Origin of the sequence: Cryobacterium breve, from assembly GCF_004402375.1 — a bacterium.
GTDB lineage: Bacteria > Actinomycetota > Actinomycetes > Actinomycetales > Microbacteriaceae > Cryobacterium > Cryobacterium breve.
In genome coordinates this window covers 325,827-346,377 of record NZ_SOGJ01000011.1, presented here as the reverse complement: position 1 = coordinate 346,377, position 20,551 = coordinate 325,827, and the positions used below count along the sequence as shown (strand labels likewise).

General features: G+C 66.9%; 24 protein-coding genes and 1 tRNA gene. 18 read left to right on the top strand and 7 right to left on the bottom strand.

Annotated features, from left to right (window positions below; genetic code table 11):
• Positions 1–72 precede the first annotated feature (72 nt).
• The 4 genes from murI to E3O65_RS04790 all read left to right on the top strand — a co-directional run bounded on the left by murI (position 73) and on the right by E3O65_RS04790 (position 3,260).
• Complete coding sequence (gene murI / locus E3O65_RS04805; protein WP_134362566.1) at positions 73–936, top strand: glutamate racemase; 864 nt, start codon at positions 73–75, stop codon at positions 934–936.
• A complete protein-coding gene (gene rph / locus E3O65_RS04800) occupies positions 933–1,667 on the top strand; it encodes a ribonuclease PH (protein ID WP_134362565.1) in 735 nt (244 codons plus the stop codon). Before murI ends, rph begins: the two co-directional genes overlap by 4 nt.
• Positions 1,668–1,670: 3 nt before the next feature.
• On the top strand, positions 1,671–2,261 hold the full coding sequence (gene rdgB, locus E3O65_RS04795; protein ID WP_134362564.1) for an RdgB/HAM1 family non-canonical purine NTP pyrophosphatase: 591 nt from the start codon (positions 1,671–1,673) through the stop codon (positions 2,259–2,261).
• Positions 2,262–2,348: 87 nt separating this feature from the next.
• Positions 2,349–3,260 carry a cation diffusion facilitator family transporter gene (locus E3O65_RS04790; protein WP_134362563.1) on the top strand — a complete coding sequence of 304 codons (912 nt, stop codon included), beginning with the start codon at positions 2,349–2,351 and terminating at the stop codon, positions 3,258–3,260.
• Here E3O65_RS04790 and E3O65_RS04785 read toward each other — a convergent pair.
• The 4 genes from E3O65_RS04785 to E3O65_RS04770 form a co-directional block, all read right to left on the bottom strand.
• On the bottom strand, positions 3,257–4,015 hold the full coding sequence (locus E3O65_RS04785) for a DedA family protein (protein WP_134362622.1): 759 nt from the start codon (positions 4,013–4,015) through the stop codon (positions 3,257–3,259). The two genes, E3O65_RS04790 and E3O65_RS04785, sit on opposite strands and share 4 nt — an antisense overlap.
• 116 nt (positions 4,016–4,131) lie before the next feature.
• Positions 4,132–4,803, bottom strand: coding sequence for a DedA family protein (locus E3O65_RS04780; RefSeq protein WP_174722263.1), 672 nt, complete (start codon positions 4,801–4,803; stop codon positions 4,132–4,134).
• A gap of 1 nt (position 4,804) precedes the next feature.
• A tRNA-Leu gene (locus E3O65_RS04775) sits at positions 4,805–4,886 on the bottom strand.
• 53 nt (positions 4,887–4,939) lie between these two features.
• Positions 4,940–5,869 carry a LysR family transcriptional regulator gene (locus E3O65_RS04770; protein WP_134362562.1) on the bottom strand — a complete coding sequence of 310 codons (930 nt, stop codon included), beginning with the start codon at positions 5,867–5,869 and terminating at the stop codon, positions 4,940–4,942.
• 146 nt (positions 5,870–6,015) lie between these two features.
• Here E3O65_RS04770 and E3O65_RS04765 point away from each other — a divergent pair, with 146 nt between their 5' ends.
• The 10 genes from E3O65_RS04765 (at position 6,016) to E3O65_RS04725 (ending at position 14,150) form a co-directional block, all read left to right on the top strand.
• Positions 6,016–7,413, top strand: a complete 1,398-nt coding sequence (locus E3O65_RS04765; protein WP_134362561.1) for an MFS transporter — start codon at positions 6,016–6,018, stop codon at positions 7,411–7,413.
• Between the two features lie 52 nt (positions 7,414–7,465).
• Positions 7,466–8,272 carry a 3-hydroxybutyrate dehydrogenase gene (locus tag E3O65_RS04760; protein ID WP_134362560.1) on the top strand — a complete coding sequence of 269 codons (807 nt, stop codon included), beginning with the start codon at positions 7,466–7,468 and terminating at the stop codon, positions 8,270–8,272.
• Positions 8,273–8,522: 250 nt separating this feature from the next.
• On the top strand, positions 8,523–9,773 hold the full coding sequence (locus E3O65_RS04755) for a TadA family conjugal transfer-associated ATPase (protein ID WP_241985668.1): 1,251 nt from the start codon (positions 8,523–8,525) through the stop codon (positions 9,771–9,773).
• A complete protein-coding gene (locus E3O65_RS04750) occupies positions 9,770–10,627 on the top strand; it encodes a type II secretion system F family protein (RefSeq protein WP_134362559.1) in 858 nt (285 codons plus the stop codon). The genes E3O65_RS04755 and E3O65_RS04750 overlap by 4 nt, the downstream gene beginning before the upstream one ends.
• The gene (locus tag E3O65_RS04745) at positions 10,615–11,562 is read left to right on the top strand and encodes a type II secretion system F family protein (RefSeq protein WP_241985669.1); all 948 of its coding nucleotides are present in this window, start codon (positions 10,615–10,617) and stop codon (positions 11,560–11,562) included. Before E3O65_RS04750 ends, E3O65_RS04745 begins: the two co-directional genes overlap by 13 nt.
• Before the next feature lie 88 nt (positions 11,563–11,650).
• A complete protein-coding gene (locus tag E3O65_RS16600; RefSeq protein ID WP_166785653.1) occupies positions 11,651–11,827 on the top strand; it encodes a hypothetical protein in 177 nt (58 codons plus the stop codon).
• A 6-nt stretch (positions 11,828–11,833) separates the two neighbouring features.
• Positions 11,834–12,244 (top strand): TadE family protein, encoded by a 411-nt coding sequence (locus E3O65_RS04740; RefSeq protein ID WP_134362558.1) that lies wholly within the window; start codon positions 11,834–11,836, stop codon positions 12,242–12,244.
• 49 nt (positions 12,245–12,293) lie between these two features.
• Positions 12,294–12,728, top strand: a complete 435-nt coding sequence (locus tag E3O65_RS04735) for a hypothetical protein (protein ID WP_241985670.1) — start codon at positions 12,294–12,296, stop codon at positions 12,726–12,728.
• Positions 12,725–13,222, top strand: a complete 498-nt coding sequence (locus E3O65_RS04730) for a pilus assembly protein TadG-related protein (RefSeq protein ID WP_241985671.1) — start codon at positions 12,725–12,727, stop codon at positions 13,220–13,222. The genes E3O65_RS04735 and E3O65_RS04730 overlap by 4 nt, the downstream gene beginning before the upstream one ends.
• A gap of 43 nt (positions 13,223–13,265) precedes the next feature.
• Positions 13,266–14,150, top strand: coding sequence for an EamA family transporter (locus E3O65_RS04725; RefSeq protein WP_134362557.1), 885 nt, complete (start codon positions 13,266–13,268; stop codon positions 14,148–14,150).
• Here E3O65_RS04725 and E3O65_RS04720 read toward each other — a convergent pair.
• The 3 genes from E3O65_RS04720 to E3O65_RS04710 form a co-directional block, all read right to left on the bottom strand.
• Positions 14,128–14,517, bottom strand: a complete 390-nt coding sequence (locus E3O65_RS04720) for a hypothetical protein (RefSeq protein ID WP_134362556.1) — start codon at positions 14,515–14,517, stop codon at positions 14,128–14,130. The genes E3O65_RS04725 and E3O65_RS04720 overlap by 23 nt on opposite strands.
• 2 nt (positions 14,518–14,519) lie before the next feature.
• Positions 14,520–14,975, bottom strand: coding sequence for a nitroreductase family deazaflavin-dependent oxidoreductase (locus E3O65_RS04715; protein WP_134362555.1), 456 nt, complete (start codon positions 14,973–14,975; stop codon positions 14,520–14,522).
• A gap of 74 nt (positions 14,976–15,049) precedes the next feature.
• Positions 15,050–16,321 (bottom strand): MFS transporter, encoded by a 1,272-nt coding sequence (locus E3O65_RS04710; protein WP_134362554.1) that lies wholly within the window; start codon positions 16,319–16,321, stop codon positions 15,050–15,052.
• Positions 16,322–16,667: 346 nt separating this feature from the next.
• Here E3O65_RS04710 and prfB point away from each other — a divergent pair, with 346 nt between their 5' ends.
• The 4 genes from prfB (at position 16,668) to smpB (ending at position 20,544) form a co-directional block, all read left to right on the top strand.
• Complete coding sequence (gene prfB / locus E3O65_RS04705; RefSeq protein ID WP_134362553.1) at positions 16,668–17,777, top strand: peptide chain release factor 2; 1,110 nt, start codon at positions 16,668–16,670, stop codon at positions 17,775–17,777.
• Positions 17,778–17,858: 81 nt separating this feature from the next.
• Positions 17,859–19,067 carry a cell division ATP-binding protein FtsE gene (gene ftsE, locus E3O65_RS04700; protein WP_134362552.1) on the top strand — a complete coding sequence of 403 codons (1,209 nt, stop codon included), beginning with the start codon at positions 17,859–17,861 and terminating at the stop codon, positions 19,065–19,067.
• Positions 19,064–19,978 carry a permease-like cell division protein FtsX gene (ftsX, locus tag E3O65_RS04695; protein ID WP_134362551.1) on the top strand — a complete coding sequence of 305 codons (915 nt, stop codon included), beginning with the start codon at positions 19,064–19,066 and terminating at the stop codon, positions 19,976–19,978. The genes ftsE and ftsX overlap by 4 nt, the downstream gene beginning before the upstream one ends.
• 89 nt (positions 19,979–20,067) lie before the next feature.
• The gene (gene smpB, locus E3O65_RS04690) at positions 20,068–20,544 is read left to right on the top strand and encodes an SsrA-binding protein SmpB (RefSeq protein WP_134362550.1); all 477 of its coding nucleotides are present in this window, start codon (positions 20,068–20,070) and stop codon (positions 20,542–20,544) included.
• The last annotated feature ends 7 nt before the right edge of the window (positions 20,545–20,551 follow it).

The window sequence follows — 20,551 nt, the reverse complement described above, 5'->3', positions numbered from 1 at the left end:
TGCGGGATCTGCGGGATCGGCATTGTGGCGCTCACGGGTGGGGATCAGAGATTCCGACTAAACTCGAACATCGTGACGGATGCACCGATTGGAATCTTCGATTCCGGAGTGGGCGGCCTGACCGTCGCCCGGGCGATCAAGGATCAGCTGCCCAACGAATCGATCCTCTATATCGGGGATACCGCGCATTCTCCGTATGGCCCGAAGAAAATTGCGGATGTGCGCGGCTTCGCTCTCGACGTTCTCGACGACCTGGTCGCCCAAAACGTGAAAATGCTGGTCATCGCATGCAACACCGCGTCGGCCGCAATGCTCCGCGACGCCCGCGAACGCTACAGCGTTCCCGTGGTCGAGGTCATTCAGCCGGCCGTGCGCAGCGCCGTGCGCGCCACCCGTAACAAACGCGTCGGCGTGATCGGCACCCTGGGTACCGTCAAATCGCGCGCTTATGAAGACGCGTTCGCCGCGGCCACCGACATCACCCTCTTGACCCAGGCCTGCCCTCGGTTCGTCGAATTCGTCGAAGCGGGAATCACCACGGGCGACGAGCTGCTCTCGGTCGCCGAGAGCTATCTCGCTCCGCTCCGGGCCGCGGAGATCGACACGCTCGTGCTCGGCTGCACGCACTATCCGTTCCTGCGCGGCGCCATCTCCTACGTGATGGGGGACACCGTGACCCTCGTCTCCAGCGACACCGAGACGGCCAATGACGTATACAGGCTGTTGGTCAGTCAGGGTCTGGAACGCACCGATCAGGCGCCGCCCAGCTACCGCTATGAGGCGACCGGCGACAGCGCCGACGAGTTTCTGCACCTGGCCCACCGGCTGATCGGCCCGGAAATCGGCCGTGTCGACCTGGTGGAGACCGGTTCCTTCAGCTTGAGCGAGCTTGCCGAGTTCGCCGCATCGCATCCCAACCCCAAGGAGACCCCGTGACCGACACCGTGCGCGTAGACGGACGAACGAATGACCAGCTGCGCCCCGTCACGATCGAGCGCGGGTGGAGCGACCAGGCCGAAGGGTCGGCCCTGATCTCGTTCGGACGCACCAAGGTGCTCTGCACCGCCTCGTTCACCAACGGCGTTCCGCGCTGGATGGCAGGCAAGGGCAAGGGGTGGGTCACGGCCGAGTACTCCATGTTGCCGCGCTCGACCAACTCAAGGATGGACCGCGAATCGGTCAAGGGCCGCATCGGCGGCCGCACGCATGAGATCAGCCGGCTGGTGGGTCGCAGTCTGCGCGCCGTGGTCGACATGAAAGCCCTCGGTGAGAACACCATCGTGATCGACTGTGACGTGCTGCAAGCCGACGGCGGAACCCGCACCGCGGCGATCACGGGAGCCTACGTGGCGCTCTCCGACGCCCTGGAATGGGGTCGGGACAAGAAGTTCCTCAGCCAGAAGGCCCAGCCGCTGACGGACAGTGTCGCGGCGATTTCCGTGGGCATTGTGGGCGGCAAGCCGATGCTCGATCTGGCCTACACGGAGGACTCGCGCGCCGAGACCGACATGAATGTGGTCGTCACCGGCCGTGGACTCTTCGTGGAGGTGCAGGGCACGGCCGAGGCCGCACCCTTCGATCGCAAGGAACTGAACTCCCTGCTCGACCTGGCCCTGGCCGGGACGATTACCCTGACCGAGTTCCAGAACACGTCGCTGGGGCGCTAAGCCATGCAGATCGTTCTCGCCACCCACAACCAGCACAAGGTGGAGGAGCTGCGCCGCATCCTCGCGCCGCAACTCCCCGATCTCGAGGTGCTGGCCTACGATGGCCCGGAGCCGGTCGAGGACGGCGTGACGTTCGCCGAGAATGCCCTGATCAAGGCACGGGCCGCCGCGGCGCATACCGGCCTGCCGGCCATCGCCGACGACTCCGGCATCTGCGTGGACGTGCTCGGCGGTTCGCCCGGGATCTTCTCGGCCCGCTGGGCCGGGCCCGCCCGGGACTCCGACCAGAACCTGCAGCTGTTGCTCTGGCAGCTGGGTGATGTGTCCGCCGAGCACCGCGGCGGGCATTTCACCTGCGTTGCCGCCCTGGCCATGCCCGACGGCACGGAATGGCACGTCGCCGGGGAATGGCCGGGCCAGATTCTGACGGAGCCCAGCGGTGCCGGAGGCTTCGGCTACGACCCGATCTTCCTGCCTGACGGCTATGCGATCTCGGCCGCCGAGCTGACCCCGAACGTCAAGAACGAGCACAGCCACCGGGCGAGGGCCTTTGCCAAGCTGATTCCAGTGCTGCAGACGCTGCTGGACGCCTGAGCGGCGGCATCCGCTGCTGAGAACGGCATTCATTCCCAACTAGCGGCTGAACTGGCGCGCCGGTCGCCCCGGCCATACCGTGGAGTCATGGGCCACGACCACGCGCACACCTCGCAGACGAACCGCGCGCGCCTGTCGGTGGCGATCGTCGTCGTCGCCGTGGTACTCGTGGTGGAGATCATCGGTGCCTGGCTGACCGGGTCGCTGGCCCTGCTGGCGGATGCCGGGCACATGTTCTCTGACCTTGCGGGCCTGATCATCGCGCTCACGGCCACCGTCGTGGCCGCCAGGCCGGCCACCGACCGACAGACATTCGGCTACCAGCGGGCGGAGGTGTTCGGCGCACTGCTGAACGGCCTTATTTTGGTGGGGGTGGCCGTTGCCGTCGTGATCGGTGCCGTCGGGCGCCTCGTCGACGCCGGTGGCAACGAGGTGCGGGCAACGCCCATGCTGGTGGTCGCCATGATCGGACTCGTGGCCAACCTGGCGGCCCTGCTCCTGCTGCGTCCTGCGGCAGGCTCTTCAATCAATATGCGCGGTGCCTACCTCGAGGTGCTGGGGGACACTCTGGGCTCGGTGGCGGTCATCGTGGCGGCCGGGGTCATCCTTTTCACCGGTTTCATGCAAGCGGATGCGATCGCGTCGCTGGTCATCGCCGGAATGATCGCGCCGCGAGCCTTCGTTCTGCTGCGGGATGTGCTGCGTGTGCTGAGTGAATCGGTGCCCGCCGACACGGACGTTGCGGAGATTCGGCGTCACCTGCTCGACACACCGGGCGTTGTGACCGTGCATGACGTGCACGTCTGGATGATCACCTCCGGCGCCCACGTCTTCAGTGCGCATATCGTGGTCGAGCCCGATGTGCTCAGCTCAGGCAGGTCCGGTGCACTGCTCGACTCCCTCTCCGAGTGCATGGCCGAGCATTTCGACGTGGACCATTCGACGTTCCAGCTCGAACCGGCAGAACACGCCGAGCACGAGGAGAACCCCCACCGCTAGTCGTGCTTGTGCTCGTCGTGCTTGTGGTCGCGGGTGTCTTCAAAGGCGTCGGAATCGAGCACCAGGCTGCCTGCGGCAGTGGCGGGTGTCGCGGATGATGCCGGGTGCGTATCCCGCCGGGCTTTGGACGCGGCCTGCAGGTAGTGGAATACGGTGGGGATGAGGGTGATGACGACCGCACCGATCAGGATGATATCGATGTAGTTCTGCACGAAATCCGCGACGGGTGGGATGTAGCCGAGGAAGAATCCGAAGTAGGTGAGTCCTGCACCCCAGAGCAGGGCCCCGATCAGGTTGTACAGCGAGTACTTGCGGTAGTCCATGTGACCGACGCCCGCGGCGACCGGAGCGAAGGTGCGCACGATCGGCACAAAGCGGGCTACGATCACGGCCACGCCGCCGAAGCGCACGAAGAACGCATTCGTGCGTTCCACGTTCTTGATGCTGAAAAGCCCCGATTCCTTGCGCTCGAACACCTTGGGGCCAAACTTGTGCCCGATCAGGTAGCCGACCTCACCGCCGAGGAAGGCCGCAAATCCGATGGCCAGGGCCACCCACCAGATGTCGATCTGGATTACGCCCGCAAAGGTGAGCAGCCCGGTGATGACCAGCAGCGTGTCGCCGGGAAGCAGGAAGCCGACGAGCAGGCCGGTCTCGGCGAAAACGATGGCACACACCCCCAGGAGGGCCCAGGGTCCGAAGCCATTGATCAGGACTTCCGGGTCCAGCCAGGGAATGACGGCGGTATGAACCAGACTGGTGTGAATCACGAAGAAACTCCTGTGGGCGACGGTCAGATCGGCCGGGCGGCGGGATCAATGTGTGCTCAGGTACAGGCTAGCCCGCTTTGCCGAGAGGGAGCCGCGCGCGATCAGGCCGACGGATCGTCGAGGGTGGTGCTCCGGGCATCCGTCCGGTTCTGGGCGCGGTCGACGATCCAGGTTCGCAGACCGAACACGATCGAGGCGGTGATGAAGACGCCGGCGATCACGTAGGCCGCGCTCTTCACTCCGGGGATGGCGGCCGCGTAATACCCGGTCAGGGTGAGGCCCACTCCCCAGGCCAGGGCACCGACCAGATTGCTGCTGAGGAACTTGTAATAGTTCATGCGGCCGACGCCGGCGATCACCGGCACGAACACCCGGGCCCATGGCATGAACCGGGCCACGACCACCGACCACCAGCCGTATGCGCGGTAGAACGACTCTGTCTTGGCAATGGCTCCGCGCGTGCGACGGCCACCATGGCGGTCCAGGTAGGAGCGGCCGAAGTGTCGACCGAGCAGGAACCCGACCTGGTCGCCGAGGAACGCGGCGATGCCGGTGCCCACGGCCAGCACTGCGATGCTGAGGCTCGGGGTGGACGCGGCCACCAGACCCGACCCGAAGAGTAGTGAATCGCCTGTGATGAACGGGATGAATACCCCGAGGAACACCGCGGTGCCGGCGAACACCAGCGCCCAAACGAGCAGGTAGAACGCAACGACGCCGGTGTTCGCCAGCAGGTCGTTCAGTTGGCCGTCCAGGGCCGACAGGTGACTCATGTGCGGGAGAGGGGACTTGAACCCCCACGCTCGAAAGCACAGGAACCTAAATCCTGCGTGTCTGCCAATTTCACCACTCCCGCGAAGTGCGACTCCAGTCTACTTCGTGCGGCCGACCTGCCCGGGATTGGGTCGGTCACCGGGAGGACGCGCCCCCGAGCAGAGATGCCGTGAACTCGGACGTCTGTGCCCGGAGCGCCGCGACGACGGCCGCGACCGCGGGCTGGTGCAGGGAATCCTGTCGGAGAACCATCCAGTACTGCAACTGTTCCTGGAACTGATCCGGTAACAGGCGCACGAGGTCGGGGTGCTGATCGCCCATGAAGCAGGGCAGGAAACCAATGCCCGCTCCGGCCCGCGTTGCCTCGACGTGCACGAATACGTTGGTTGAGCTGAGTGATGCCCGCATCGACGGAACGAGGCGCCTGGGCGCATCCAGATCGTCGACCAACAACATCGCGTCGACGAAATAGACCAGCGGATGCTGCGTGAGTTCGGCGACCGTCGCCGGCGTGCCGTGCTCGGCGAGGTAATCGCGCGAGGCGTACATGCCCAGCAGGTAGTACCCCAGCCGGAATGATTCGGCCCGGTGCGTCTGAGGCTCGCCCACGACCACCTCGATGTCCAAACCGGAGCGGTGCTGCAGGGCGCGGCGGGTGACGGTCACGATCTCGACGCGGAGGAACGGGTGCGTGCGCTGCAACGCCGCGATGGCGGGGGCCGCGATGTAGGCGCTGAAGCCATCCGTCGCCGACAGGCGGACGACGCCGGACAGCTGGTGCGACTCGCCCGTCGCGCCGTTCAGAATGGAGATCGCTGACTCGACGTTCTCGGCCGCGTTGAAAGCGCGTTTGCCCAGCTCGGTCAGTTCCCAGCCGCCCACCGTTCGGGAAAGCACACGCCCGTCGAGTGCTTTCTCCAAAGCCGTGATGCGGCGGGACACGGTGGTGTGGTTGACGCCCAGGCTGTCGGCCGCCGAGGTGAACCGGCCCGTGCGGGCGACCGCGAGGAGGATCAGCAGGTCGTCCGGGTTGGGGAGGGACGCAGAGGCAGACTCGAAGCTCATATCTGCAAGTATGCACACCCCATGTGTCAAAGTGGGTATTGATGCAGAACAGGGCAACAGGAATACTCAGGGGAGCCGTGCTGGGTCGAACAGACCTATCCGCCATCCACCACGACGTGTCAGAGACGACACCGAAGGAGACAGACATGAGCGTCAATTCGCGCCTCGAGGCCGGTTCCGGAGGGACCACCTCGAACAGTGGTAACGAGAAGTCGGGCCTGAAGAAGATCGTTGCCGCCTCCATGGTGGGAACGGTCGTTGAGTGGTACGAATTCTTCCTCTACGCCACGGCCGCGAGCCTGGTCTTCGGGAAGGTCTTCTTCCCGAACGCCGGCAGCGAGCTGGACGGCATCCTCGCCGCCTTCCTGACCTACGCGGTTGGTTTCCTCGCCCGCCCGTTGGGCGGCATCGTTTTCGGGCAGATCGGCGACCGCCTCGGCCGCAAGCACACCCTGCAGGTCACGATCGTTCTCGTCGGCGTTGCCACTTTCCTGATGGGCTGCCTGCCCGGCTTCGACACGATCGGCTACTGGGCGCCGGCCCTGCTGATCGCCCTGCGCTTCATTCAGGGTTTCGCCGTCGGCGGTGAGTGGGGCGGCGCCGTGCTGCTGGTCGCCGAGCACAGCCCCGACACGTCGCGTGGGTTCTGGTCGAGCTGGCCGCAGGCCGCCGTACCGGTCGGCAACCTGCTCGCCACGCTCGTGCTGCTGACCATGTCCTGGATACTGCCGGCCGAGCAGTTCATGAGCTGGGGCTGGCGTGTAGCGTTCTGGCTGTCCGCCGTGATCGTGGTCATCGGCTACTACATCCGCACCCACGTCAATGAAGCTCCGATCTTCCTTGAGGCTCGCGCTCAGGTTGAGGCCGAGCAGTCCATCAGCTACGGCGTCACGGAAGTCATCCGAAAGTACCCGCGCGGCATCGTCAGCGCCATGGGCCTGCGTTTCGCCGAGAACATCCTGTACTACATCATCGTCAGCTTCTCGATCGTCTACCTGGTCACGGTGCACGCGTACGACACCAGCCAGTTGCTGCTCGCGCTGCTGCTCGCCCACGTCGTGCACTTCCTCGTGATCCCTCAGGTCGGCCGGCTCTCCGACCGGGTCGGGCGCAGGCCCGTCTACCTGGCCGGAGCGATCCTCGGGGCTACCTGGGCGCTGTTCGCCTTCCCCATGTTCGACACGCAGAACCCGGTGCTCATCATCTTGGCGATCACCCTCGGGCTGTGCTTCCACGCGCTGATGTACGCGGGCCAGCCGGCGATCATGGCCGAGCTGTTCCCCACCCGGATGCGCTACTCCGGCGTCTCCCTCGGCTACCAGGTGACGTCGATCCTGGCCGGTTCGATGGCGCCCATCATCGCGGTCGCCCTGCTCAAGGAGTACAACTCCTGGGTGCCGGTTGCGATCTACCTTGCCGGCGCCTGTGCAATAACCGTCGTGGCTGTGCTCACCCTCACGGAAACCAAGGGGATCTCGCTGCGCGAGCTCGACGCCGTCGATGCCCGCAAACACGGTCTGGCCCCGGCCGTGACCAGTCCCTGAGCGCCGAGCGCCGGGTTCCCTCCCTCGGGTATGACACACAAAGGACACCGCAATGACTGATGCATCCGTGGCTGCTTCCATCGCTGGATGGGAGCGGCCACGGCCGCTCTCCGACCGAACCGCCCTGGTCACCGGGGGTGCGAGCGGCATAGGGTCGGCCGTCGTGCGCTCTCTGGCGGTGCGGGGTGCCCACGTGATCGTGGCGGACGTCGACGGCGACTCGGCGGCGGCGCTCGCCGAGGAGGTCGGCGGCTCCAGCTGGACCGTCGACCTCGCGGACACACTCGCGCTGACCGACACTGTGCTGCGAGAGGCCTGTGCGGGTGTGGACATCCTCGTCAACAACGCGGGCATCCAAAGGATCAACCCGATCCAGGATTTCGCCCCGGCTGACTTCCGACTCATTCTCGCCCTGATGCTGGAGGCGCCTTTTTTGCTGACCCGGGCCGTGCTGCCGGATATGTACGCCGCCGGTTTCGGGCGTGTCATCAATGTCTCCTCGGTGCATGGTATCCGTGCGTCGCCGTTCAAAAGCGCCTATGTGGCTGCCAAACACGGCCTCGAGGGGCTGTCCAAGGTGACCGCCCTTGAGGGCGGAGAACACGGCGTGACGAGCAACTGCGTCAGCCCGGGCTATGTGCGCACGCCTCTGGTGGAGAAGCAGATCGCCGACCAGGCGGTGGTGCACGGCATCTCCGAATCGGAGGTGCTCAGCAAGATCATGCTGACCGAGAGCGCCATCAAGCGCCTGGTCGAACCCGACGAGGTCGGGTCGCTCGTGGCCTGGCTTGCCGGGGCCGAGGCCGCCATGGTCACCGGCGCCAGCTACACGATGGACGGTGGCTGGTCGGCACGCTGAGCTGGGTCGTCGTGGCGGAGCAGGGCTGTGGTGGCGAGCTGCGGCGGCGCTCTCCCCGCTCAATTGTGGCTAACTCAGGAGATCCTCCGCAACAGCGGCCTGCTCCCCGCACTGGTCAGGGCTGAGGGAGGGCAGCCGCCTGGGATTTCCTGAGTTAGCCACGTCGGCGACAACTGCGGCGGGCTCGAATGGTCTCGACGAGCGGGGAACGGCACGGGGCTGTGGATAAGTCGGGCATAGCCGGCGGGCCATGGGCGAGTATGCAGAGATGAGCGAAGCCGTGCGCATCATCACCGAGCAGGTACGCTCCCGGGTGCGCCGGGACGGCGTCGACCTTGCGTCGAACAGCGGACTCGCCGAGCAGTACGTGCGGGACGAGGTACAGCGCTACGCCGAGCGGGCGCTGGGCAGCTCTCTGCCGCTGATCGCCGACGAGCGCCAGGCGGCGCGCGAAGTCGTTGCCTCGTTGACCGGGTTCGGTGCGCTGCAGCCATTTCTCGACGACCCGGGCATTGAAGAAATCTGGATCAACGCACCCACCCGCGTGTTCGTGGCCCGCGACGGCGTGCCCGAGCTGACCACGATGGTGCTTACCGAACGGGAGGTGCGCGACCTGGTCGAACGGATGCTGCAGGCCTCCGGCCGCCGCGTCGACCTCTCCTCCCCGTTCGTCGATGCCTCCCTGCCCGACGGGTCCCGACTTCACGTCGTGATTCCGGACATCACGCGCAGGCATTGGGCCGTCAATATTCGCAAGTTCACCCGGCGCATCCGAGATCTGAACCAACTAGTGGGGCTCGGGGCGCTCACGCAGCAGTCGGCCGAATTCCTGCGCATGTGCGTGCTGGCCGGGCAGAACATCCTGGTGTCCGGGGCAACCCAGACCGGCAAGACCACCATGCTCAATGCCTTGCTCTCGGCGACGCGCAAGAACGAGCGCATCGTGACGGTTGAGGAGACGTTCGAGCTCGACCTGGCCGCACGCGACGTGGTGGCCATGCAGTGCCGTCAGCCCAGCCTCGAAGGCACCGGGGAGATCACGCTGCGTCGCCTGATCAAGGAGTCGCTGCGGATGCGTCCCGACCGGCTGATCGTCGGCGAGGTGCGCGAAGCCGAGAGCCTCGACCTGCTCATCGCGCTGAACAGCGGGCTGCCGGGGATGTGCTCGATCCACGCCAACAGTGCGCGGGATGCGCTCGGCAAGCTGTCCACGCTTCCGCTGCTCGCGGGCCGCAACATCGACTCGGCGTTCGTGCTTCCGACCGTGGCCGGCTGCATCGACATCGTCGTGCACTGCGAGATCGACCGGCACGGGCGGCGCCGGGTGACGGAGATCCTCGCGCCGAGCGGGCAGCTGTCGGGTGCGATGATCGAAGCAAGCCCGATCTTCCTGGCGCGGGGCGGCGTGCTCGAGCCGACCGGTGGATACCCGACGAAGCTCGCCAAGTTCCACGCCGCCGGACTTGACCCGGCCATCGTGCTGCGGGCGGGGGCCGCATGACCCTCGTGCTGGGAGGGTTGCTCGGAGCGGGCCTGCTTCTTCTCGCCGCACCATTCCTGTGGCCGCGCCCGACCGGAGCCGGTCGCACGCGCTCGCCGGGGCGGCTGCGTACGATCCTTGCCCAGGCCGGACTCGGCAACGTTCCTCTGCCGGCCTTCGTCACCCTGTCCCTGGTTCTGGGGCTCGCCGTGTCGGCGCTCAGCCAAGCCATCCTCGGCATCGCGGCACTGTCGATGGTCGCCGCGTTGGCCGGTCTGACGGTGCCCACGCTGATGGTGGCCTGGCGGGTGCGTGCCCGCCGGCGAGCGAACCGCGCCGTCTGGCCGGATGTCGTCGACCATCTGGTCTCGGCGGTACGGTCGGGGTTGGCGCTGCCTGACAGCGTGGGGACCCTGGCCGGCGCTGGTCCGATGTCAACGCGGCCCGCGTTCGCTGAGTTCGCCCGGGAGTACCGGTCCACCGGCAATTTCAGCTCCGCCGTCGACGGGCTCAAGGCGTCGCTGGCCGATCCGGTGGCCGACCGCATCCTCGAAACGCTGCGCATGGCGCGGGAGGTGGGTGGCAGCGATCTCACGGTCGTGCTGCGCAGTCTCGCGGCCTGGATTCGGCAGGATGCCGCGATCCGGTCAGAGGTGGAGGCCCGACAATCCTGGATCGTCAACGCTGCCCGGCTTGGCGTGGCGGCACCCTGGGTTGTGCTGCTGCTCCTGGCTTCCCGGCCGGAGGCTGCTGTCTCCTACAACACCCCTGCCGGCGTGACGGTGATCGTCTGCGGCCTCGGGGTTTCGGTGGTCGCCTACCGAGTGATGGTGGCCCTGGGGCGGCTGCCTGAGGAACGCCGGTGGTTCCGGTGAGCGCGGCGCAGGCCTGGGCGCTGTTCTGCGGCACGGCGTTGGGGGTGGGGCTCTGGTCGCTTGCCAGCCTTGTGCCCCGGCTGAGCCGACCGCGTCTCGCGCAGAGGCTCGCGCCATACATCCTGGACGTGTCGGCGGAGGCGAGGCAATTTGTGGGGCGCACGACGGTGCATCCGTTGCCGGTGCTGGGCACCCTTTTCGCGCCCGCCTTCGGCGCGCTGAGACGCGTTATGGGTGCGGTTCTCGGCGGCACTGAGACGATCGAGCGGAGGCTGCGGCAGTCGGGGTCGGGCCGCAGCACGGATGAATTCCGGTCGGAGCAGGTGGTTTGGGCACTCGTGGGGCTTGCCACTGGTGCCGGAGCCGTGGTGGCCCTGCCGGCGTTCCGGTCTTTGCCTCTGCTCGTGCAGTTCTTGGCGCCGTTGGTTGCCGCGGTGGGCGGCGCACTCGCTCGCGATTGGATGCTCAGCCGCGCCGCCACCGCCCGGCTGGCCCGCATGCAGAGCGAGTTTCCGACTGTGCTCGAGTTCATGACGCTGTCTTTGTCGGCGGGGGAAGGCATTCTGGATGCTCTCGGCCGCGTCTCCCGCACGAGTATGGGCGAGCTATCGAAGGAACTGTCGGGTGTGGTGGCGGATGTGCGCACCGGAGTGCCGCTCGCAGTCGCCCTGCACGCGCTGTCGCGGCGGATCGCGCTGCCCTCGGTGACCCGGCTGGTCGACCAGGTTACGGGTGCCCTCGACCGCGGTACCCCGCTCGTTGAGGTGCTGCGCGCCCAGGCGCAGGATGCCCGCGACGAGGCCCAGCGGGGGCTGATCGAGGTGGCCGGCAAGAAAGAGGTCGCCATGCTCGTGCCGCTGGTGTTTCTGATTCTGCCGATGACCATCCTGTTCGCGATCTTCCCCGGCCTGTTCATCCTGCAGAGCGGCTTCTGATCCGATAGCCGACGAGAACCCACGCGAGCAAAGCCCACGGAAGCTGAACCCATGAAAGCCGAACCCACCCAGAGAACGAGGAGCAATCATGACGACATTGAGACACCGATTCCCGGCATGGTGGGGCGACGAGCGTGGCGACGTGCCTGGTTGGGTGTTGATCACCCTGATGACCGCAGGGCTGGTCATCATCATTTGGGGGCTGGCCGGGCCCGCCCTGAGCGGTGTGTTCCAGCAGGCGATCGACCGGGTCAGCGGGATCTGACCGGTCATGGTCGGCACAGGGCGGCACCGGTCACGACCGCCCGGTGGTGAGCAGGGCTCGGCGGCCGCGGAGTTCGTCATGGTCGGGGCGTTGCTGACCGTGCTGACACTCGCCGTCATGCAGCTCGGGATCGCCCTGCTCGTGCGCAACACCGTGCTCGACGCCGCCGCGGAGGGCGCTCGGTATGCCGCGCTCGCCGACAGCGGGCTGGGCGAGGGAGCGGCCCGCACCCGCGAGCTGATCACGGCGTCGATCGGCCCGGCGTATGCGACCGACGTGGAGGCGACCTACGGGGACTTCGGCGGTTTCCCGAGCGTGCAGGTTCGTGTCGTGGCACCCCTGCCGCTGCTGGCGCTGTTCGGTGTGGATCGCGGACTGGAGGTGGTGGGGCATGCGGCGGTCGAGAGCCTGCGTTAGGAGGAGCGGTGTGAGTCGAAGCAGCGCAAGCCGGATACGGGTTCGAGCGGTGCACATCGAGCAAGGTTCGGCGTCGCTGGAGTTCATCACGGCCGGGCTGATCCTTCTGGTTCCGCTCGTCTACCTGGTCCTGGCGATGGCGGCGCTACAGGGCGGTGCCTTCGCCGTGGAGGGGGCCGCGCGCCAGGCCGCGCGCGTCTACGTTCAGGCGCCCGACGAGGCCACCGCCATTGTCCGGGCCAACCGGGCCGTGCAGTTCGGGCTCCTGGACTACGACGTCGACCCTGCGGGCGCCGAAGTGAACGTGGCCTGCGCGGGCGGTGTGAACGGATGCCTGACGCGGCAGAGCACGGTCACGGTGACGGTGCGCATCCGGGTGGCTTTGCCGCTCCTGCCCGACCTGCTGTCCCTGCGCGATTCGGCCAGCGTGCCCCTGGAAGCCCAGGCCACGCAAACGGTGTCCCGGTTCTGGCGGGCCGGATGAGCGCCGCTGCCGTCGCGGTCATGCCGGCCGCGACGCGACGCGCGCTGCCGATCCGGCTCCGAGACGAGGACGGATCGACGCTGATCCTGACAATCTTCTACGGCTTCCTGGCGATGGCACTGATCCTCATCGTCGTGGCTGCGACATCCCTCTATTTGGAACGTAAACGCCTTCTGACCCTCGCGGACGGCGCGGCACTCGCCGGGGCCGAAGCGTTCGACCTGGGCGCGGTGACCGTCGCCGGCGACGGTTCGGGCGCGGTGCTGCGGCCGGCCTTGGCGTCCGCGGACGTGTCGGCCGCCGCGCAGGAGTATCTCGCCACCGCCCCGCATGGCCGGATGGAGGAGCTGAGGGTGAGCGATGCGGCATCCGTTGATGGGCAGAGCGCCACGGTCTCGCTGAGCGCCTACTGGCGGCCACCGGTGCTGAGCATCCTGCTGCAGGAGGGGGTGCCGCTGGAGGTCACGGCGGTGGCCCGGTCGGTGTTCCGCTAGCGTTAGTGGGACGCGCCTGCCCCGGCGCCGGGGGAGGAGCGCCGTGACGGCCAAACGCGACCGCCTGACCGGTGCCGGCGCCCAGCTCGTGACCGAGGTGAGCATCAACTTCGGGTCGTCGCTGGCCGGCCTGGCCATCCCGCTCGTGGGCTCGCCCGTCGTGGTCGCGGTGCGCCAACTGGTGATGGCGGCCACGGTGCTGCCGTTCTACCGGCCCAAGCTCGCGGGCCTGACCTGGCGGCGGCTGTGGCCCGCGCTGGCGCTCGGGGTCGTTCTCGCCGTGATGAACCTCACCTTCTACGAGGCCGTGGATCTGCTCGGGCTCGGCATCGCCGCCACAATCGAGTTCCTTGGCCCGTTCGCCCTGGCGCTGGCCTCCTCGCGTCGCCTGCTCGACTTCGTCTATGCCACCGCGGCGGCGGGAGGGGTATTCCTGCTCACCTGGTCGGACGGGGCGCTGAACGTGCTCGGCATCCTCTTCGCCCTGACCGCGGCAGCATCGTGGGCGGCCTATATCTTGCTTACCCGCCGGGTGGCCGTGTCCTTCCCGGGGCTCGAGGGCATCTCCGTGGCCAGCGTGGTGAGCCTGACGCTGCTGGTGCCGTTCGCGCTGCTCACGGTGGACTGGGCCACTCTTAACTGGGGTGTGGTCGGGCTCCTGCTGGCCATCGGTGTTCTCTCGTCGGCGTTCCCGTACACGTTGGACACCTACATCCTGCGCCGCATCACGCCGCGCCTCTACGCGATTATCACCAGCTTCGGCCCGGTGATCGCCGCCCTGTTCGGCGCGCTGGTGCTGGGGGAGACGTTCCTGCTGCAGCAGCAGATCGCGATCCTGGTGGTGTGCGTGGCGGCCGGCGCGGCCATCGCCAGCCAGCGCGACACCCCGAAATCCGAACTCGAGATCATCGCGGGCGCGACCCCCTGACCGAGGGCATCCGTCGCCGGCTGCCCGTGGACGTCGGCCCTCCGAAACGGAGCCCCGGGCCCGGCGTCGAATTCGCTCGGAGACTGATGCCTCGGGCCCTGGCTCTGAGGACCCAGGTGACGAGGATGCCTAGGTGTGCGGCAAGAATGGGCACGGGCAGGCTGAGCTGGGTGTCGCTGAATGAGACTCCGTGCAGCTCGCACTCCTGGAAGCCGATGCCGGTCACGTTCCGGCCGGAGAGGTCGAGCTCGGTGAAGCGCTCGGCTTCCCGGCTGTCACCGGCGCGGAGGTCGCTGCCATCGGCATCCGTCAGGCCGTCCAGCACGATGCGGTCGAGCTGCGGGCCGCGGGTTTTCGCGCGTGCCACCGCTAGGAGTCGGGGGCTCCGGCGGGCACGGCTTCGAGCACGAACACCGGGATGACCCGGTCGGTCTTCTTCGCGTACTCGGCGTAGTCGGGGAACGCGGCCACAGCCAGTTTCCACCACTCGGCGCGCTCGGAGCCGGTGACCTCGCGGGCCAGCATGTCCTGCCGCACCGGGCCGTCCTGCAGCTCAACGAGCGGGTGGGCCACCACGTTGGCGTACCACACGGGGTTCCTCGGGCTGCCGCCCAGAGAGGCGATCGCGGCGTACCGGCCCTCGTGCTCCACGCGCATCAGCGGAGTCTTGCGCAGCTTGCCCGACCTGGCCCCGAGGGTGGTCAGCACGATGACGGGCATGCCGCGGAGAGTGGTGCCCTGCGTGCCGCCGGAGCTCTCGTACAGGTCGACCTGGTCGCGCACCCATTGCTGGGTGCCGGGCTCGTATTCTCCGATGAGGGGCATACGACCATTAAACGCCCTCGGTCGGACGCCTATTCCACTGGTCTAGTTGGTATGGAGGTGCACCTCGAGAAGGTTCACGGACGCAGGCGCGGACGGCGGGGCGCGTAGCGGGGGATATAGCGCCCCAAAACCACGGCGCCGAGGAGCCCGAACACACCCATCACGCCGCTGGCGATCGAGATGGTGGCGACCGCGGTCATCCCGGCCACGGCCAGGGGAGCGACCGCGCCGCCGAAGTCCGCGGTGAAACGCCACGCGCCCAGGAACGGGGCCGGGCTGGTGTTCTTCGGTGCCAGGTCGGCGCCGAGCGTCATCAGCAGACCGCTGCCGATGCCGTTGGCGAGTGACAGGATCATCGCCACGGCGATGAACCACTCGACGTTGCTGGGCAGGTCGTGCGTGAACGCGAGGATGAGGTGGCCGGCACCCAAACCGATCATCGACGGGATGGCAGTCCACAGGCGACCGAAGCGGTCCATGACCTGGCCGCTGGCATAGAAGAGGGCGAAGTCGACCGCGCCGGCGATGCCGATGATCAGGGCGATGTCGGGCACGCTGATGCCGATACTGACCGCCCAGAGGGGGAGTAGCACCGTGCGGGAGGCGCGCATCGCCCCGACCAGGCCGGCGCCGGTGCCCAGGCGCAGCAGCACCGTCCGGTAACCCCAGATGGTGCGGAACAGTCCCTGGGATTCCTCGGCCGCGAGCTCCCGCCCGGCGGGCACGACGGAGCCGTCGGGCGCCTTCACCAACTCCGGGCCGCCGAAGGTGCTCTCCGGATCGGGCAGCAGGAGCAGCATGGCGGCCGCGCCGAGGCAGCAGACCACGAACACCCAGAACACCGACTCGGTGCTGCCGGTAAGCCTGAGCAGGGCGGCGGCGATGAACGGGCCGATGAACCAGCCGGCGCGGAAGATGCCGCCGAGGGTCGACAGGGCCCGGGCCCGGTAGGCCAATGGTACGTAACTGGTCATGAAGGCGTGGCGGGCCAGCGCGAACACGGCGGTGGCCAGGCCGATCAGGAAGATGCCGATGCCCAGCACGAGCGGATTCGGGGCGACGATGCAGATCAGCACGGCGATGATGGCGAGCAGGGAGGCCCAGATCATGGCATTGCGCTCGCCGATGCGGGCGACCACCCAGCCGCTCGGGATGTCGCCGGCCAGCTCGCCCACCATGATCATGGCGGCGATGAACCCGGCAATCGCGAGTGAGGCACCCAGGTCGTTGGCCACGATCGGGATCAGTGGGATGATCGCGCCCTCGCCGATCGAGAACAGCAGCGTCGGCAGGAACGCGGCGAGTGCGACGGAGCGCATCTGGAAGGGGCGCTCGGCGTTACTCATGGCCCCTCGATGCTATCCCCGGCCGGGGCGCTTCAGCGCCGCCGTCGAACGGTCGTTGCTGCCGTCGCGTCTTCCGAATCCGAGGCCACGCGGCGGCTTCGACCCGAACGAATTCGACGGAGATTCCGGCCAAATGGCGCCTTCACCCCACGAAAGAGCGCTTTCGCACGAGAATCTCCGTCGAATTGGTTAAACGCCCGGCACTGTGCTCCGCCGCGGGGGACCGCCGCCCCGCGGGGCAGCCGGTTCTGACCTTCCAGGAGTCCGGGCCAGGCACATCCGGCGGACCAGACGGACAATGTGAGCGGATGCTGTGACCGAGCGGCCCGGTAGGCTGGGGTCCGACATGATTGAGCTGGAATTCTCGGAGCAGATCGCCGCACTGCGGGCCACGTTTGACGACATCCGGTCGGTGATCGATATCGAACGACTCCGCACCGATATCGCCGACCTGAATGAACAGGCCGGTGCGCCCGACCTATGGGACGACTCCGAGCGAGCGCAGAAGGTGACCAGCGAGCTGAGCCACCGTCAGTCCGAGCTGGCACGCATCGTAAGCATCGAATCTCGTCTCGACGACCTCGAGGTGCTGGTGGAGCTCGCCAATGCCGAGGGAGACCAGGAATCGGCCGACGAGGCCACCGCGGAACTCGCGAGCATCACGAAGGTGCTCGGCGACCTCGAGGTGCACACGCTACTCAATGGCGAATTCGATGTGCGCCCGGCGGTCATCACCATCCGTTCCGGTGCCGGCGGCGTGGACGCTGCCGACTTCGCCGAGATGCTGCTGCGCATGTACCTGCGCTGGGCCGAGCAGCACAACCACCCCGTGCAGGTGCTCGACGTGGGCTACGCGGAAGAAGCCGGCATCAAGAGCGCGACCATCCAGGTGGATGCCCCCTACGCCTTCGGCACGCTGAGCGTCGAAGCAGGCACCCACCGCCTCGTGCGTATGAGCCCGTTCAACTCCGCCGGCAAGCGCCAGACCTCCTTCGCGGCCGTCGAGGTCGTTCCGCTGATCGAGCAGACCGAATCGATCGAGGTGCCAGAGAACGACATTCGCGTCGACGTCTTCCGTTCCAGCGGCCCCGGCGGCCAGTCCGTGAACACCACCGACTCTGCCGTGCGCATCACGCACCTCCCCACCGGCACGGTGGTGAGCTGCCAGAACGAGAAAAGCCAGATCCAGAACCGTGCCGCCGCCATGCGGGTGCTGCAGTCCCGACTGCTGCTGCTGCAGCGCGAGCAGGAGGCCGCCACCAAAAAGGAACTGGCCGGAGTCATCACGGCCAGCTGGGGCGACCAGATGCGCAGCTACGTGCTCGCGCCGTACCAAATGGTCAAGGACCTCCGCACCAACTACGAGGTGAACAACCCCAGCCAGGTTTTCGACGGCGACCTCGACGGTTTCATCGCCGCCGGCATCCGTTGGCGCAAGCAGGCCCCGCAGGATTAGGCGCTCAATCTGCGGCTCCTGTTGCCGCTTCGGTATGTCGGAGTAGGAATTATCAGGATGCCTGCTTAGGCTCAGAGGGCCATGATTCGTTTTGACACCATCACCAAGAAGTATCCGGGAACGAACCGACCGGCATTGGACGCGATCAGCGTCGAGGTGCTGCGCGGAGAGTTCGTCTTTCTCGTCGGTGCTTCCGGCTCGGGGAAATCCACTTGCCTGCGCCTGGTGCTGAAGGAGGACCGGCCCACCAGCGGCAGCATCCACGTTCTCGGCCAGGACCTCAAGTCGATCTCCAACCGCAAGGTGCCGTATTTCCGGCGCAACATGGGCGTCGTCTTCCAGGACTTTCGGCTGTTGCCGAACAAGAACGTCTTCGACAATGTCGCATTCAGCCTGCAGGTCATCGGCAAATCACGCGGGTTCATTCAGGAGGCCGTACCCGACACCCTGGAAATGGTCGGTCTGGCCGAAAAGGCCCTGCGACTGCCGCACGAACTCTCCGGCGGTGAGCAGCAGCGCGTGGCCATCGCCCGCGCCATCGTCAACAAGCCGCAGATCTTGTTGGCCGACGAGCCCACCGGAAACCTCGACCCCACCACCAGCGCCGGCATCATGGCCTTGCTCGAGCGCATCAACGCCGGCGGCACGACCGTGATCATGGCCACCCACGAGGCCGGCATTGTCGACCAGATGCAGCGCCGCGTGATCGAACTCGTCGGCGGACGTATCGTGCGCGACGAACGCCAGGGCGGCTACGCCACGGCGGCCATTCCGACCGTGGCGGCCGGCACCGGCCGGCGTTCAGCCCGGTCCGCGCCTAGCGGCGCGCCAGGCGTCCCGGCTGCGGCTCCGGCTGCGGCTCCGGTTGTGGCCCCGGCTGTGGCCCCGGCCTCGGCGTCCGTATTCGCTCCAGCTCCAGCTCCCGCCTTTGCCCCTGCCCTTGTACCTGCCTCCGAGAACGTGCCCGCCGATGAGGTTCTGCCCGTCGATCACCCGCCGCTCACCTTCCCCGCTGTGCCCGTGCGTGCCCCGGCAACCGACCCGCTCTCGGCCGTGGACACCCCGCCCGAACCGGCGCCCTTCGATAATGACGCGCCCGAAGAATTTGAGACGGATGTGGAGAACGAGGCGCCGGTGAGCGACCTCAGCCGTGCCATGACCCGCCCGGTCGTTCCGATCACCCAGCACGACGTGCCGGAGCAGCTGACCCTGGCCGAGAAGCTCGGGCTGCGCGCGCCGGGCGAGAAACCGGACCAGACCGGCGAACAGAATGTAGGACCCACCCGATGAGACTCGGACTCGTGCTCTCCGAAGCCGCCAACGGCCTGCGCCGCAACGCCTCCATGGTCGTCTCCGTGGTGCTCGTGACCTTCATCTCGCTGACCTTCGTCGGGGCCGCGATCCTGATGCAGATGCAGATCGGCCAGATGAAGAATTTCTGGTACGACCGCGCCCAGGTGGGCATCTACATGTGCACCGCCATCTCCTCCGGCGAAACGTGCACGGCCGGCGAGGCCACACCCGAGCAGATCGACACGGTCAAGGCGCAGCTCGAATCTCCCACCCTGTCGCCGTTCATCGACAAGTACTACTTCGAGACCCACGACCAGGCCTTCGAGAACTTCAAGAAGCAGTTCGCCGACAACCCTGTCGTCGACTACGTCACAGCGGACCAGCTGAACGAGACGTTCTGGGTCAATCTCGACGACCCCTCCCAATCGGATGTGCTCGTGGAAGGACTGTCCGGCATCGCAGGCGTGGAGAACGTCGCGGACCAACGCAAGTACCTGGACCAGATCTTCTCCGTGCTCAACGTGGCCAGTTACACCGCGATCGGCATCGCCGCGCTGATGCTTGTGGCGGCTGCCCTGCTGATCGCCACCACCATCCGCCTGTCCGCGTTCTCCCGCAGGCGCGAGCTGGGCATCATGCGGCTCGTCGGCGCATCCAACCGGTTCATTCAAACGCCGTTCATTCTGGAGGGAGTCTTTGCCGCCCTCCTCGGATCGTTGCTGGCGGGTGGCGCCGTGCTCGCCCTCGTGTACTGGTTCGTACAGGGCTATCTGGGTGATCGACTGACGAACTTCTCGCTTGTCGGCATGCAAGACGCCCTGGTGGTGGTGCCGATCCTGTTGGTCGTCGGCGCGGTCTTGGCGGCGTTCTCCGCACAATTCGCCATCACGCGCTACCTGAAGGTCTGACCCAGCCCGTTCGCCTCATCCCCAGTGCGCGCTAGACTGATGGGCTGGTCGGCATAGGTCCGAACACACACCGAGCTGAGGAGCATGCCGTGCCCAGGGAAATAGGCGAGAAGGTCGTATCGACCAATCGCAAGGCACGCCACGATTACCTCATCGAGGAAACGTACGAGGCCGGAATGGTACTCAGCGGCACCGAGGTGAAGTCCTTGCGAGCCGGGCGAGCCTCGCTGGTCGATGGCTATGCCTTCATCGAGAACGGCGAGATCTGGCTCGACGCCGTGCACATCCAGGAGTACGTCGCCGGCACGTGGACAAACCACCCGCCTCGGCGCAAGCGCAAACTGCTGATGCACAAGCAGGAGATTATCAAGATCAGCCACAAGACCAAAGAGGGCGGCTACACGCTCGTTCCGTTGCGGCTGTACTTCAAGAACGGCAATGCCAAGGTGGAGATCGCGGTCGCCAAGGGAAAGAAGGAATACGACAAGCGCCAGACACTGCGCGAGCGTCAGGACAAGCGCGAGTCCGACCGGGCCATCTCAGCCCGCAAGAACCTGGGCGACTAGCGTTCCA